Origin of the sequence: Sphaerisporangium sp. NPDC049002, assembly GCF_040649355.1 — a bacterium.
Taxonomy (GTDB): domain Bacteria; phylum Actinomycetota; class Actinomycetes; order Streptosporangiales; family Streptosporangiaceae; genus Sphaerisporangium.
Map to the genome: position 1 here is coordinate 1 of NZ_JBEZFH010000206.1, position 13,805 is coordinate 13,805.

The 13,805-nt window shown below is 70.4% G+C and carries 13 protein-coding genes; 7 read left to right on the plus strand and 6 right to left on the minus strand.

The window, feature by feature from the left end; genetic code table 11:
* From AB0B89_RS29610 to AB0B89_RS29620, 3 genes are all read left to right on the plus strand, one after another.
* On the plus strand, positions 1-712 hold a 712-nt coding region (locus AB0B89_RS29610; protein WP_358559377.1), incomplete at its 5' end, for a biotin/lipoyl-containing protein.
* Positions 713-717: 5 nt separating this feature from the next.
* Positions 718-1,737, plus strand: coding sequence for a hydroxymethylglutaryl-CoA lyase (locus AB0B89_RS29615; RefSeq protein ID WP_358559379.1), 1,020 nt, complete (start codon positions 718-720; stop codon positions 1,735-1,737).
* Between the two features lie 5 nt (positions 1,738-1,742).
* On the plus strand, positions 1,743-2,915 hold the full coding sequence (locus AB0B89_RS29620; protein WP_358559398.1) for an acyl-CoA dehydrogenase family protein: 1,173 nt from the start codon (positions 1,743-1,745) through the stop codon (positions 2,913-2,915).
* Between the two features lie 53 nt (positions 2,916-2,968).
* On the opposite strand, the gene AB0B89_RS29625 is transcribed toward AB0B89_RS29620, so the two are convergent.
* Entirely contained in the window at positions 2,969-3,376 is a 408-nt protein-coding gene (locus AB0B89_RS29625; RefSeq protein ID WP_358559381.1) for an ATP-binding protein, read from the minus strand.
* A 465-nt stretch (positions 3,377-3,841) separates the two neighbouring features.
* Here AB0B89_RS29625 and AB0B89_RS29630 point away from each other — a divergent pair, with 465 nt between their 5' ends.
* The 3 genes from AB0B89_RS29630 (at position 3,842) to AB0B89_RS29640 (ending at position 5,768) form a co-directional block, all read left to right on the plus strand.
* The gene (locus AB0B89_RS29630; protein WP_358559383.1) at positions 3,842-4,699 is read left to right on the plus strand and encodes a helix-turn-helix transcriptional regulator; all 858 of its coding nucleotides are present in this window, start codon (positions 3,842-3,844) and stop codon (positions 4,697-4,699) included.
* Between the two features lie 53 nt (positions 4,700-4,752).
* A complete protein-coding gene (locus AB0B89_RS29635) occupies positions 4,753-4,968 on the plus strand; it encodes a DUF397 domain-containing protein (protein ID WP_358559400.1) in 216 nt (71 codons plus the stop codon).
* A 344-nt stretch (positions 4,969-5,312) separates the two neighbouring features.
* Entirely contained in the window at positions 5,313-5,768 is a 456-nt protein-coding gene (locus AB0B89_RS29640; protein ID WP_358559385.1) for a GNAT family N-acetyltransferase, read from the plus strand.
* A gap of 637 nt (positions 5,769-6,405) precedes the next feature.
* Here AB0B89_RS29640 and AB0B89_RS29645 read toward each other — a convergent pair.
* The 4 genes from AB0B89_RS29645 to AB0B89_RS29660 form a co-directional block, all read right to left on the minus strand.
* A complete protein-coding gene (locus AB0B89_RS29645; protein ID WP_358559387.1) occupies positions 6,406-7,224 on the minus strand; it encodes a sugar nucleotide-binding protein in 819 nt (272 codons plus the stop codon).
* A 198-nt stretch (positions 7,225-7,422) separates the two neighbouring features.
* Positions 7,423-9,234: a hypothetical protein gene (locus AB0B89_RS29650; RefSeq protein WP_358559389.1), complete on the minus strand. Its 1,812-nt coding sequence runs from the start codon at positions 9,232-9,234 to the stop codon at positions 7,423-7,425.
* Between the two features lie 120 nt (positions 9,235-9,354).
* Positions 9,355-10,278, minus strand: a complete 924-nt coding sequence (locus tag AB0B89_RS29655; protein WP_358559390.1) for a sugar kinase — start codon at positions 10,276-10,278, stop codon at positions 9,355-9,357.
* Positions 10,279-11,235 carry a pseudouridine-5'-phosphate glycosidase gene (locus tag AB0B89_RS29660; protein WP_358559392.1) on the minus strand — a complete coding sequence of 319 codons (957 nt, stop codon included), beginning with the start codon at positions 11,233-11,235 and terminating at the stop codon, positions 10,279-10,281. It lies immediately after the preceding gene.
* Between the two features lie 92 nt (positions 11,236-11,327).
* On the opposite strand from AB0B89_RS29660, the gene AB0B89_RS29665 reads away from it, so the two are divergent.
* Complete coding sequence (locus AB0B89_RS29665; RefSeq protein ID WP_358559394.1) at positions 11,328-12,866, plus strand: NAD(P)/FAD-dependent oxidoreductase; 1,539 nt, start codon at positions 11,328-11,330, stop codon at positions 12,864-12,866.
* A 35-nt stretch (positions 12,867-12,901) separates the two neighbouring features.
* Here the strand turns inward: AB0B89_RS29665 and AB0B89_RS29670 are convergent.
* Positions 12,902-13,805 (minus strand): transposase (locus AB0B89_RS29670; protein ID WP_358559396.1); only part of this gene is annotated, 904 nt, incomplete at its 5' end.

The window sequence follows — 13,805 nt, forward strand, 5'->3', positions numbered from 1 at the left end:
GTTCCGGACGAGGTCGTGGAGCAGGCGCAGCCCGCGGGACGGCCCCGGAGGCCTGCCGGACGAGGTGCCGGCCGCGGCGGCGCTGGTCCTGCAGGACCGGCTGGTCTCGTCCGCGGGCGACGACCCGTGGGACGTGCCGGACGGGTGGCGGGCCGGCGAGCCCTCCTGGACGCCCTGGCTCCTGACGGCGCGGGACGAGACCGCCGAGGTGAGAGTGCGCGGCCTTCCCCGTACGGGCGCCGAGGTGACCGTGGGCGACGCGCCCGCGGCCCCGGCCCGGCTCGCCCACGGGCGAGGCGGCGAGGTCTTCGTGACGCTGGACGGCCTGACTTCCCGCTTCACCCACGCCGTGGACGGCGCGACCGTGTGGCTCGGCAGGGACGGGCGCTCGTGGGCGATCACGCCCCACGAGCCGGGGGAGCGCGGAGACCGCGCGGGCGCGGGCGGCGCGGGCGACGGAGTGGTCCGCAGCCCGATGCCCGGCACCGTGCTGCTGGTCAAGGTGGTCCCCGGCGAGCGGGTCACCGAGGGGCAGCCGCTGCTGATCGTCGAGGCGATGAAGATGGAGCACACCGTCACCGCCCCCTCGGACGGCGTCGTCGTGGAGCTTCCCGCACGCGCGGGCCGGCCGGTCGACATGGACGCGGTGCTGGCCGTCGTCCGCGAAGAGCCCCCCGCCCCTGACACGGACACGGACACGGGAGGGTCATGATGCGCATGCCGTTCGAGGTCCCGATGGACGGTCTGCCGGACCGGGTGACGATCTACGAGGTCGGGCCCAGGGACGGGCTGCAGAACGAGTCGGCGATCGTCCCCGTCGAGGTCAAGGCGCGGTTCGTCGCGCGGCTGGCCGAGGCCGGGCTGACCACCATCGAGGCGACCAGCTTCGTGCACCCGAAGTGGATCCCCCAGCTCGCGGACGCGGAGGAGCTGCTGGGCCGGGTGGAACGGGTGCCGGGCGTCCGCTACCCGGTGCTGGTCCCCAATGAGCGTGGCCTCGACCGAACGCTCGCCCTGGGCGTCACCGACATCGCGATCTTCGGCAGCGCCACCGAGACCTTCGCCCGCCAGAACCTCAACCGCAGTCTGGACGGCTCGATCGAGATGTTCACCCCCGTGGTCGCGCGCGCCCGTGAGAACGGGCTGGACGTCCGGGCGTACCTGTCGATGTGCTTCGGCGACCCCTGGGAGGGGCCGGTGCCGATCGCCCAGGTCGTCCGGCAGGGGACGCGCCTGCTCGACCTCGGCTGCTCCCAGCTGTCCCTCGGCGACACCATCGGCGTCGGCACGCCCGGGCACGTCACCGCCCTGCTTTCGGCCTTCGCCCAGGCGGGCGTGGGGCCCGAGCGGCTCGCCGTGCACTTCCACGACACCTACGGCCAGGCCCTGGCCAACACCCTCAGCGCCCTGCGGGCCGGGGTGACGGTCGTGGACGCCTCGGCCGGAGGGATCGGCGGGTGCCCGTACGCCAAGAGCGCCACGGGCAACCTCGCCACCGAGGACCTGGTCTGGATGCTCTCCGGGCTCGGCGTCGAGACCGGCGTCGACCTCGGATCGCTGGTCGCGACCAGCGTCTGGCTGGCGGGGGAGCTTGGCCGGCCGAGCCCGTCCCGCGTCGTCCAGGCCCTCGCCAAGGAGGATCCGGCCGGTGAAGCACCGGCCGGCGAACGTCCGGCGGGCCGATCCCCGTCGGACGAAGCCCAGGCAGACGAGGCCACGGCCACAGTAGAGGAGTGAAGAGCATGCACCGGCTCAACGACGAGTACGAGGCGTTGCGCAAGACCGTCGAGGACTTCTCCAGGGACGTGGTCGCACCGGTGATCGGCGACTACTACGAGCGCTGCGCGTTCCCCTACGACATCGTCGCCCAGATGGGGCGTATGGGGCTGTTCGGGCTGCCGATCCCCGAGGAGCACGGCGGCATGGGCGGCGACTACTTCGCCCTCTGCCTGGCGCTGGAGGAGCTCGCCCGCGTCGACTCCTCGGTGGCCATCACCCTGGAGGCCGCGGTCTCCCTCGGCGCCATGCCGGTCTACCGGTTCGGCACGGCCGAGCAGAAGGCCGAATGGCTTCCCCGGCTGACCTCCGGCGAGACGCTCGGCGCGTTCGGGCTCACCGAGCCAGGCGGCGGATCCGACGTGCCGGGCGGCATGCGGACCACCGCCGTTCTCGACGGGGCCGAATGGGTGATCAACGGATCCAAGGTGTTCATCACCAACTCGGGCACCGACATCACCGGATTCGTCGCCGTCGCCGCCATCACCGGTCAGCGCGAGCGCACCGAGGGCGCCGGGCGGATCTCCCCGGAGATCACGACGATCCTGGTCCCGTCGGACACGCCCGGGTTCACGGTGTCGAAGAAGTACTCCAAGGTCGGCTGGTCGGCCTCGGACACGCGCGAGCTGTCGTTCACCGACTGCCGGGTGCCCGCCGCCAACCTGCTCGGCGAGCGGGGCCGGGGGTACGCGCAGTTCCTGCAGACCCTCGACGAGGGCCGCATCGCCTTCGCGGCGCTCTCGGTGGGCCTCGCGCAGGGCTGCGTCGACGAGAGCCTGCGGTACGTCCAGGAGCGGCAGGCGTTCGGGACGCCGATCGGGCGCTACCAGGCCATCCAGTTCAAGGTCGCCGACATGGAGGTCCGGGCCCACACTGCGCGCCTGGCCTACTACCACGCGGCCGAGAAGATGCTCGCCGGCGAGCCGTTCAAGAAGGAGGCGGCCATCGCCAAGCTGGTGAGCTCCAACGCGGCCATGGACAACGCCCGCGACGCCACACAGATCTTCGGCGGCTACGGCTTCATGAACGAGTACCCGGTCGGCCGCTTCTACCGCGACGCCAAGATCCTGGAGATCGGCGAGGGCACCAGCGAGGTCCAGCGCATGCTCATCGCCCGCCAACTCGGCATGCCCGCCTGACCCCGTCCCGCCGGCGGCGCGTCCTTCGCTGGCGCCGGAGTGCGGTGGTTTCGTCACTTGCCGGCGAGTTGGAACCAGACCACGCGTCCGGTGGCGGTCTCGTACCAGCCCCAGGTGGTCGCCACCTGTTGGAGCAGCCAGAGGCCGCGTCCGCCGCCGCTGTCGGGACAGGTCTCCAGGCACAGCGTGGGCCGGTTCTCCGACGAGCCCGCGTCGGTCACGTCGATGTGGAGCGTCCCGTCGTGGTCGGCCACGGCGATGGTGACCCGCCCGGCCGGGCAGCGTCCCGAGTCGGAGTACCGCACCGCGTTGGTGACCAGTTCGGTGACCAGCAGCAAGGCGTCGTCGGTCTGCGGGTGATCGGTGCCTCCTAGCAGCTCCCGCACGCAGCGCCGGGCCCTTGGGACGGCGGTGACCCGCGCGGGCACATCGACCCGCCCCAGCAGCCCGAGCGCCTTCACCAGCCCACCCCCGCGATACGCCGGGAGAGCCCCCGCGCCCAGGCCCGGGTCCGTCGGGGCCGCGTGGGCTCCGATGTAGCGTCCCGCCGTTGTCGAGTGCTCCTCGGCCGACCCGGCGGTACGAAGACCTCCAAACTCGGCCGCCGTCCCGGCGGAAGCCTCACCACGGAGTCGAACCCGAGCTCGTTCAACTCCCATGCCAACTCCACCAGTTGGACCTTCCAGCCTGGAAGATCGCCCGCACTCATATGCTCGCCTGCCCTTCTGTGGGGGAACGTCCAGTCGATTCCTGCGACCGGTGGTCCCGGGATCCGGTGACTGTGTGCAACACCAGCAGATGCTCCACTGTGTACGGTGAGTTAGCAACCGATTCTGCAAAGTTACCGATCCAGGTACCTCCGCGATTCCACTGTGTCGGTAAGTGATGGACGGCACACTGTTCGTAGCCACTCAAAGGAGGTTGTGATGGCGGGGCGTGGTCCCTCTGTGAGGCGCCGTCGACTGGCCGGTGAACTGCGTAGATTGCGTGAGCTTCAGGCGATGACGATCGAGGCGGCGGCAGATCGTGTTGGCTGGTCGACCGCGAAGCTCTCGCGGATCGAGACGGCTCGTGTGGGAATCACGTCTCCGGACCTGACCCGTCTACTCGACCTGTACGCACTCGACGGTCGCAAGCGAGCGGCATTGCATGCACTGGCCAGGACGGCACGTACGAAGGGATGGTGGGACGCCTACTCGGACTCGCTGCCGAGCGACTACGCGACCTACATCCAACTCGAAGCCGAGGCGGCGTTCATCAGGAGCTTCGACGGCATGCTCGTGCATGGCCTGCTCCAAACCGAGGATTATGCTCGCGAAGTCATCCGCTCCGCCTTGATGGCATTGTGCCCGCCCACGGAGGTCGAACGCCGTGTCGAGGTTCGAATGACGCGGCAGGGCATCTTGTCGCGTGAGCAGGACCCGATTCGGTTCTGGACCGTGATCGACGAAGCCGCACTGACGCGTCGCGTCGGCTCGGCGGCGATCATGCGCGGGCAGTACGCCAAGCTCCTTGAGTGCGCGGATCGAGACAACATCACCGTCCAGGTGCTGCCGTCCGCGGCCGGAGCACACCCTGCGACTGCCGGCACCTTCGCCATGCTTGAGTTTCGCGAACCCCATGATCCTGATGTCGCGTATGTCGAGAGCATGACGAGTATCCTCTATATAGAAAACGATGTTGAAATGTATCGATACACGCTCGCGTTCGATCATCTGCGAGCGGCGGCGCTCAGCCCCGAAGAGTCACGAACGTTGATAACACGGATGGCTGAGCGGGCTTGAGGGCTCTTGTTCTCAAAGAGAAAACGGAGAGGCCCGTAGTGGACATGTCCCGCATGGTGTGGCGTAAGAGCAGTCGCAGCGGCGACGGCCCCAACTGCGTGGAAGCCACGTGTACTGATACAGCTCAAGCCGAACCCGAAGGTGAGTGGCACGCCCCGCCGCTCTACCTGTTGCGTGACTCTAAGTTGCCGAATGGGCCAGTAATAGCCGTCACCCCGTCTGAGTGGGACGTCTTCCTCAATGGGGTCAAAGGTGGAGGGTTCGGGTGATCCGGTCTGTCTCATACGGCAGGACGGCATAGACCGCTTCCCGAGGCCGTACGAGCGATGGCCGGCCTGGTGCCGGACATCGCGGCCTGGACTTCGTAGCAGGCATGTCGCTCCATCGTTACGTGCCGTGGTGCAGGCCTCGGCTACGCCAACGAAGGCGGCTTCGACCGTGACTCCCATGATCATGCCAGTGGGGGACCGGCGCGACAGCCTCGCGTGGTTCGCCGCAGTCACCGACGGCGGCCGGATGGAGCTGAACAACGGGCACAACGGGGCCGCCTATGGCGATCTTGGTTCTGGGTGTGAATGGACGAACAGGCCATCCACTACTTAAAGTCCTTTTCATGACTTCTGATGATCTCCTGGTGCGAAGGGCCGATAAGAGCGACACCGAGGAGATCTTCGGGCTGGCCCGCGAGTTCGCGCTGTCGTTCCGCCCGCAGCGGGCGGCGTTCGACGCGGCCTTTCCGCTCCTGCTGGAGAACCCGGACGCCCTGGTCCTCGTCGCGGTCGTGGACGGCGACGTACGCGGCTACCTGCTCGGATACGTTCACCTGACCCTGTTCGCCAACGGCCACGTGGCCTGGGTGGAGGAGGCCATGACCCAGCACGGCTTCCGCAGGCGAGGCCTGGGCAGGGCGCTGCTGGAGGAGTTCGAGGTGTGGGCGCGGTCCAGGGACGCCGGCTACATCGCCCTGGCGACCCGGCGGGCCCCGGAGTTCTACCAGGCCCTGAACTACGAGTCCGCTGGAACGTACTACCGCAAGGTCCTGAAGACCGGCGACCACCCCCGGCCCTGACGGGGTTCTCCACAAGGCTCACCCGTGCCAACCCCCCCCGTAAGGGGCTACTCGTGCGGCCCGGAAATCTCCTCGACGAACAGCGCTGTGGGCAGGTCGGACAACGCCTGGATCCGCACCTAACCGAGTGCCGGCGGGTGCTCGGCTGGACGGCGTCCCCAGGCCGAGATCAGCGGCGCGAGTGTCAGGTCGAGTTCGCCCGCGTGGATGGCGGCCAAGTGCGCGTCGATCTCGGCGTCGTCGGCCGCGTGAGCAGGCGTCCCTCTGCCAGGCTCGGCGACCGGGAACATCCCCCCAGCCGTCTATGAAGATCAGCTCGGTATAGTGACCAAACTGGCTGCATGAAACCGGGTGTCCACGCCCCGGGGGGAGGCCCAGAGCAAGCGATGCGTCGTGTCTGCGCCCAGCAAGAGCCCCGAGATCAGCTCGACCGCTGGCTGGTTGAGGGCTACTGGTATCTCACCGAGTTCGTCCCAGGCCACGTCAGTCACCCCAACTTTCCTCGCCCCGAGCCACCCGAATATATTACGAAGCCGCAGTCCAACGGCTTCAGGACCTGCAGAGCTGGTTCGTCAGCGGACGATCGCCCTACCTGGCCAGCTATACCTGGCCGGACCTATGAACCCCCTGGTGAACCTCACCCCAGAAACTGCCGCGCGCCACGCAGCCTGGTCCGAAGCCGCCCCTGAGTCATGCCGCACTCCAAGCGCACATCTATCGGGCCGGGCACGTTGGTGTCTGCTCGCCGACCTGAAGGCAATTGGTCCGCGTCGAGTCCATCACGTCGGGCGATGAGCAGCCCCAGCTCGTATCGGCTTACCGCATCGGCTCCAGCGACATGGTGGATGCCGTGATACTCGGATGCGGCAAGTTCGAGGAGTGCCGCAGCGAGATCGACGACATGCACGGGACATCGCACGTCGTCGGTGAACAGCATTCCTCTCGCGCTGCCGGTGGCCAGTGAATGCACCAGCGCCTCGTGCGGCGAATCACCGTCACCGATGATCAGGGATGTCCGGGCTATCACCGCGGTTGGCGCGATCGCGTTCACTGCTGTCTCGGCAGCGGCTTTGGCCGCACCATACGGGGTGATCGGGTCAGGGGCGCACGTCTCGTCATAGCGAATCGCGGCACCCGAGAAGACCGCGTCGCTGGACACATGGACCAGGCGCCCACCCGCCGCAGAGGCAGCGAGAGCCACGTTCACGGCTCCCATCGCCGTGCTCGCCCAATCTGTCTGCCGGAACGCAGCGTTAATGACCGCCTCTGGCCGAAATGCGTCGATCAGCGTGTCAACGTCCTCTCGTCGGCGCACATCGAGCGGCAACCACTCAACACCTGCGGTCTCTCCTGATCGGGTCAGGTAGGTCGCAGCCACCTCATGCTTGGCCACCAAACACTGCCGAGCAAGTTCGCCGCCGAGAAAACCACTACCACCGACGATGAGGAACCTCATGGCCGGTCACGATAGTTGATCAGTCGCCCTGAAGCGGCCGCCGCATTCACGTCCCGAGACATGGTGCTCATACTCATCGACACTTCGAAACCGGTTGATCATCAACTGGTGCCCGAACCGACACGCACATCGTGCAACTTCACGCTGACAGAGCCAAACCCCTGAACCATCTCCCCGGACGTCGTTCGAGTCGCGCGGTCAGGCAGTGAGCTGGGCGTCCAGGCGGTAGCCGTCCACGGTGACGTAGATCGCGTCGCCCGGCCGGGCGTTGAGCCGCATCAGCACCGGCTGGAGCGAGTCGAACACCGGCTGGCGGTCGCGCCAGACCAGCACGACGGCGTTGTCCCCCGGCCCGGTGACCGACAGCAGCGTGCCGGGGCGCATGCCGAGCTGCGTGGCGTACCCCTCGGGGACGGGCACCGGCTCGCCCCGCAGGTGCTCGCTGGTGACGTCGATGCGCTGCCAGCGGCGCGGGTCGGAGGCCGGGCTCGGCAGCGGCGGCGCGAGCGTCGCCGCGCGCGGCTCCGGCACCAGGTGAGGACGGGGAGGCCCGGACAGCGCGGTGAGCGCGGCCAGGGCGGTCTGGGCGTCGGGCAGGTTGTCCGCCACGGACGGGACCGGCAGCCCCCCGCGCATCTGGTGGCCGTTGGCCCCGGGCGTGCGGCGGGGGAGCGGCGTGAAGCCGTTCGTGGCCGGCGGCTCCTGCTGCCGGGTCATCGCCCGGGGCAGGGCGTCGATCCAGGCCTGGGCCGAGTGGGCGCGGATGCCGACCTGGGCCAGCAGCTCCGCCGCGTCCTCACCCGAGGTCTTGTCGCCCAGTAGCTGGGCCGTGCGCTCGCGCAGCCGGGCGAGGTCGCCGACGACGAGCCAGCCGTCCTGGAGGCGGCGGTCGGGCATGAGCGCGACCAGCACGCGCCACAGGGGCGTGCCGAGCGAGGGGACCTCGATGGGGTGCGCGGGGTCGGCCCCGATGAGCTGGTCCTCGGTGGCGGCGACGCCGAGCCACTCGGTGAGGCGGAACAGGTGCCCGGTCACCGCGGTCGACTCGGGGGAGCGCAGCCACTGCAACACGCGCTCCTCGGCGGCCCGCTGAGCCTGCGAGAGCACGTCGCGGTCGACGTGCAGCTCGTGGGCCAGCGTGCGGAGGCTGATCGGCTCCTCGGCGAACAGCCGCTCGGTGGCGACGGCCCGCTCCAGCGGCGTCCACTCGCGGAACACCGCGTCCACGAGCCTCACGAGCGGGTTGTCCGAGACCGGGGGCGGCGGTGGGGCGGCGGGGGCCGGCGCCTCGCGGTACGGGCCCTGCGCCTGCGGCACGCCGGGCACCGCCGGAGCCCCGGTGCCCGGGGCCTGCGCCGGATGGGGACCGGTCGGATGCGCCGGGTGGGGGCCGGTGGGCTGTGCCGGATGGGGGCCGGTGGGCGGAGCGAGACGCGGGCCGCCCGGCCGCACCGGAAGGGCCCCCGGCCCCGGCCGCACCGGAAGGGTTCCCGGCCGCACCGGAAGGGCGCCCGTTTGCGCCGGGTGGGGGCCTGTATGCGCCGTGACGGGCGGGGTGATCGGCGGCGTGACGGGCGGGACGACGGGCCCGGGGACCTGCGGCGCGATGGCGGGAACCCGGCCGAGGATCTCCCGGAAGACGGCGGTGATGATCACTTCGGGCGACGTGGGCCCCGCGGGCAGCCGCAGGTCGGCCGCGGTCAGCCTGCGCAGGCGCTGCCATCCGCCCATGCCGCTGATCGCCGAGCGCGCGGGCTCGGGCCAGCCCGGAAGCCCCGGATCCACCACATGGACCTGGAGCGCGGGCAGCACGTCCATCAGCGCCAGGTGGTCCCAGCGGCTGACGGCCAGCCGCGAGAGCCTGTCGCAGAGCCAGTCGACACCGGTCGTGCCCAGGGCACGGCTGAGAGCGACCGAAGCCCACCAGCCACCCGGAAGCCGGGGGTCGGCGAGCACTTCGGCGACCTGCTGAGGGCGGCTCCAGCGCAGGGCCGGGACCAGATCACTCAAGCAGATCATTGAATCGGCGTCCATCGGCTGACCGCATCCTCCCGAGTGTGACGCATGTTGCTAATGGTGCAGCTTACGCCGGAGGCTATCAATTAGCGCCATCTAGGGAGAACATAGCCGCTAGCCGATCCCGGAGCCTGTAACCGAGTGGACACCGCTCGCAGGCCCCGGCCTTCCGCCCAGCCGGGTGACCGCATCGGCACCCGCCAGACACCCCGCTTCCAGCGCTGACTCCGGAGAGTCACCGGGTAGCAGAGCGCTGAGGAAACCCGCGGCGAAGGCGTCCCCGGCGCCCGTGGAGTCCACCGCCCGGGCGGTCACGGCGGGCGCCCGGTGGACGACCCGGCCTCCCACCGCCAGCAGCGCCCCGCCGGGTCCGAGCTTCACCGCGGCCACGCCGTACAGGGCGCTGAGCGCCGCCGCGGCGTCCCCGACGTCGGTCTCGCCGGTGAGGAGCAGCGCCTCGTCGCGGTTGGGGATGACGATCGTCGCGGCGGCCGTCTCGCTGAGGAATCTCGCCGGGCCGAAATCCCGCAGAAATCCCGTCGAGGCCGGATCGACGCTGATCCGTACGTCCCGGGCCACGGCGGCCCGTACGGCGAGCCGGACCAGGTCGAGGCCCGGCGCCGCGAACAGCGTGTATCCGGAGACGTGCAGGTGGCTCACGCCGTCGAGCAGGTCCTCGTCCCAGTCGCCGGGGCCGATTCGCCCGCCCGCGCCCCGGTTGGTCAGCATCGACCGCTCGCCGGTCACGTCGACCATCGCGATCACGACCGCGGTCGGGTGCGCCGGGTCCACCCGTACGTGCGGCCGGACCCCCGCCCCGCGCAGTTCGGCGATGTGCCAGGGGCCGGTGTCGTACCCTACCCGCGTCAGGATCCGGGCGTCCGCGCCCAGGTGGGCGGCCCAGGAGGCGGTGTTCGCCCCCGAACCGCCTGGGCGCACGACGATGTCGGCGGCGGTGTCGGTGCCGGTCGCGACCGGCGCGTGGTGGAGTGCGACCACATCGGTGACGACGTCACCGATGACGAGCAGACCACCCACTCAGCGCTCCACCGAGGGCGACGAGGGCGAAGCCGCCCAGGAGGCCGCGATCTGCCCGGCCAGGCGGGTGTTGCCGCGCACGGCGGCCAGGTTGGCCTCCAGCGAGGCGCCGTCGGTGCCCCTGACCAGGAAGTCGAGCAGGAACGGGGTGATCGCCTGACCGGTGATCCCCTCGCGGCCGGCGGCGGCGAGCGCCTCGGCCAGCACGCGGTCGTGGAGCTCGGGGTCGAGCTGCTCGGCCACCGGCACCGGGTTGGCCACGATCAGCGCCGTCTCCGGCCCGCCCAGGCCGTCCTGCGCCCGCATGACGGCGGCGGCCTCGGCGGGGGAGGAAAGGCGCCAGTCGACCGGGAGCCCGGAGGTGTGGAGGTAGAAGCCGGGGAACTCGTCCGTGCGGTACCCGGCCACGCTGACGCTCCGCGTCTCCAGGCGCTGGAGGGTGGCGGGCACGTCCAGGATCGACTTCACGCCCGCGCAGACGACGGTGATCCGCGTCCTGGAAAGCATGTCGAGGTCGGCGGACTCGTCCTGGTCGGCCGTCCACTCGCGGTGCACGCCGCCGAGGCCGCCCGTCGCGAACACGCGGATCCCCGCGCGGGCCGCGAGGAACGCGGTGGCCGAGACGGTGGTGGCGCCGCTGGCCGACAGCGCGGCGGCGGCGGGCAGGTCGCGGAAGCCCAGCTTGCGCAGGTCGGGCTCGGTGGCGACGCGCTCCAGCATGCCCTTGTCGAGGCCCACGCGGGCCACTCCGTCGAGCACGGCGATGGTCGCGGGCACGGCTCCCGCCTCCCGGACCATCTCCTCCAGCTCGATCGCCACCTGGAGATTGCGGGGCTGCGGCAGGCCATGTGAGATGATCGTGGTCTCAAGCGCGACCACGGGCGCCCCCGTGGCGAGGGCCTCCGTGACTTCCTCTGAGGTCTGGATGATCGCCGCTCCGGGGCCGGTCATGTGCATGCTCGCTCTCGGTCCTCTCCCTGTATACGCTCCAGGGGGATTGTTCCCCTGATGTGCCTTCTCACCGTACTGTCCGGGTTGGGAGACCTTTCATGCCCCGTTCGCATTACGACGCCGTCATCGCAGGTGCCGGGCACAACGGCCTCGTCGCCGCCGCCTATCTCGCGCGTGCCGGGCGCCGCGTGCTGGTGCTGGAGCGGCTTTCCCACGTCGGAGGGCTCGCGGTGTCCGCGCGGGCCTTCCCCGGGGTCGACGCGCGGCTGTCGCGCTACTCCTACCTGGTCAGCCTGCTGCCGGGCAAGGTGGTCGCCGATCTCGGCCTGAAGCTGGAACTGCGGCGCAGGCGCTACGCGTCGTACACGCCGGTGGGCGGCACGGGGCTGCTCGTGGACAACGGCGACGCGGAGCGGACGGCCGCCTCCTTCGCCGCCGTGACCGGCGGGCCCGCCGACCACGCCCAGTGGAACCGGTTCTACGGGCAGACGGCGCGGGTCGCCGAGCGGGTGGCGCCCACACTGCTCGAACCCCTGCGCGACCGTACGGCGACCCGCGAGCTGGTGGCGGACGACGAGGCCTGGCGCGACCTGTTCGAGCGGCCGATCGGCGAGGTGGCCCGCGAGCGGTTCGGCGACGACACCGTGCGGGGCGTGGTGCTGACGGACGCCCTGATCGGCACCTTCGCCGACCCCGACGAGGACCTGCTCGCCAACCGCTGCTTCCTCTACCACGTCGTCGGCGACGGCAGGGGGGACTGGAACGTGCCGGTCGGGGGCATGGGCGCGGTCAGCGGGGCGCTCGCCGAGGCGGCCAGGAGCGGCGGCGCGGAGATCCGCACGGGCATGGAGGTGCTCGCGATCGACCCGGGCGGGGAGGTGGTGTTCCGCGACGCCGAGGGCGCCGAGCACACCGTCACCGGCGATCACCTGCTGGTCAACACGCCGCCCGCCGTCATGGCCAGGCTGCTCGGCCGGGCGCAGGATCCGCCGGAGGGCGCCCAGCTCAAGATCAACATGGTGCTGTCGCGCCTGCCCCGCCTGAAGGACGGCGCGGTGGACCCGGTCGAGGCGTTCAGCGGCACGTTCCACATCAACGAGGGCCGCGACCAGCTCGCGCTCGCGTACGAGCAGGCCGTCGCCGGCGTGATCCCCGAGCTGCCCCCGGCGGAGGTGTACTGCCACTCGCTCACCGACTCCTCGATCCTCGGGGCCTCGCTCCAGGAGGCCGGGGTCCAGACGATGACGCTGTTCGGCCTGCACATGCCCGCCCGCCTTTTCCGGAAAAATCCGGACAGGGCGAGGAGTGAGGCGCTGGCGGCCACGCTCGCCTCCATCAACAGCGTTCTGGCCGAGCCCATCGAGGACTGCCTCCTGCGCGCCCCCGACGGCTCCCTCTGCCTGGAGGCCAAGACCCCTGTGGACCTGGAGAACGAGGCCGGCCTCCCCGGCGGCCACATCTTCCACCGCGACCTGTCCTGGCCGTTCGCCGAGGACCCCGCCGAGACCGGCCGCTGGGGCGTCGAGACCGAGCACGAGCGGATCCTGCTGTGCGGCGCGGGCGCCCGGCGCGGAGGCGGCGTGAGCGGCATCCCCGGCCACAACGCGGCCATGGCGGTGCTCGCCGGAAGCTCTTAGTGACTCCTCCGCTCCCTGAAGGGAGCGGCTTCTCGCTAAGCCGCTTGCGCGGCCAGGCGAAGGGCAAGCCCTGCCCTGAGGATGTTGACAGCCGCGTTCACGTCGGCGTGCGCGGTATGCCCGCACGCCGTACAGGCGAACTCGGCTTGGGTGAGGCGGTTGTCCGCGGCGCGGTGCCCGCAGCGCGAGCAGGTGCGGGAGGTGTTGGCGGGGTTCACTGCGATCAGCTCGCGACCGGCGCTTTCAGCCTTGTGCGACAGGATCGTCAGGAACACCCCCCAACCCGCGTCCAGGATGCTCCGGTTCAACCCGGACTTCTGTGCGACATTCCGGCCAGGCTGCGCGATCGTGCCATGGGCCGAGCGGGTCATGTTCGCGATCCGCAGGTCCTCATGCACGATCACGTCGTAGTCGCCGACCAGCGCGAGCGCGGCCTTGTGCGCGCCATCGAGGCGTTGACGGCGGACCTTGGCGTGCAGCGCCGCGACGCCGGCGACGGCCTTACCGCGGCGCTTGGATCCCCGTTTCTTGCGGGCGAGGGCCTGCTGAGCCGCCGTGAGCCGGTCAGCGGACGCGGCCAGGTGACGCGGGTTATCCAGATGTTCGCCGTCGCTGGTGGTGACGAGCGAGGCGACACCCATGTCGATCCCGGCCACCGCACCCGTCGCGGACAGCGTCTGGGCGGGCACCTCATCGCACGACACCACAAGGTACCAGCGGAGTCCTTCCCGCTTGACGCTGATCGTCTTCACGCGGCCCTTGACCGGCCGGTGCCGATGCACTCGGACATGCCCGATGCTTTGAAGGCGGACGAACGTCGCGGCCGGGTGGTGAGGCTGGGAGTCCCACCGGCAGCCGTCGCCGTCCTTGGGCCACTCGACAGTGTCGAATCGGCCCCGGCCCTTGAAACGTGGGAACCCGGGCGTGCGGCCTGCTTTG

What these genes read in the sequence shown, in the direction of transcription:
- AB0B89_RS29660 (WP_358559392.1), bottom strand. Translation starts at nt 11,235, where the DNA reads ATGCACATGACCGGCCCCGGAGCGGCGATCATCCAGACCTCAGAGGAA.
- AB0B89_RS29645 (WP_358559387.1), bottom strand. Translation starts at nt 7,224, where the DNA reads ATGAGGTTCCTCATCGTCGGTGGTAGTGGTTTTCTCGGCGGCGAACTT.
- AB0B89_RS29620 (WP_358559398.1), top strand. Translation starts at nt 1,743, where the DNA reads ATGCACCGGCTCAACGACGAGTACGAGGCGTTGCGCAAGACCGTCGAG.
- AB0B89_RS29665 (WP_358559394.1), top strand. Translation starts at nt 11,328, where the DNA reads ATGCCCCGTTCGCATTACGACGCCGTCATCGCAGGTGCCGGGCACAAC.
- AB0B89_RS29635 (WP_358559400.1), top strand. Translation starts at nt 4,753, where the DNA reads ATGGTGTGGCGTAAGAGCAGTCGCAGCGGCGACGGCCCCAACTGCGTG.
- AB0B89_RS29615 (WP_358559379.1), top strand. Translation starts at nt 718, where the DNA reads ATGCCGTTCGAGGTCCCGATGGACGGTCTGCCGGACCGGGTGACGATC.
- AB0B89_RS29640 (WP_358559385.1), top strand. Translation starts at nt 5,313, where the DNA reads ATGACTTCTGATGATCTCCTGGTGCGAAGGGCCGATAAGAGCGACACC.
- AB0B89_RS29630 (WP_358559383.1), top strand. Translation starts at nt 3,842, where the DNA reads ATGGCGGGGCGTGGTCCCTCTGTGAGGCGCCGTCGACTGGCCGGTGAA.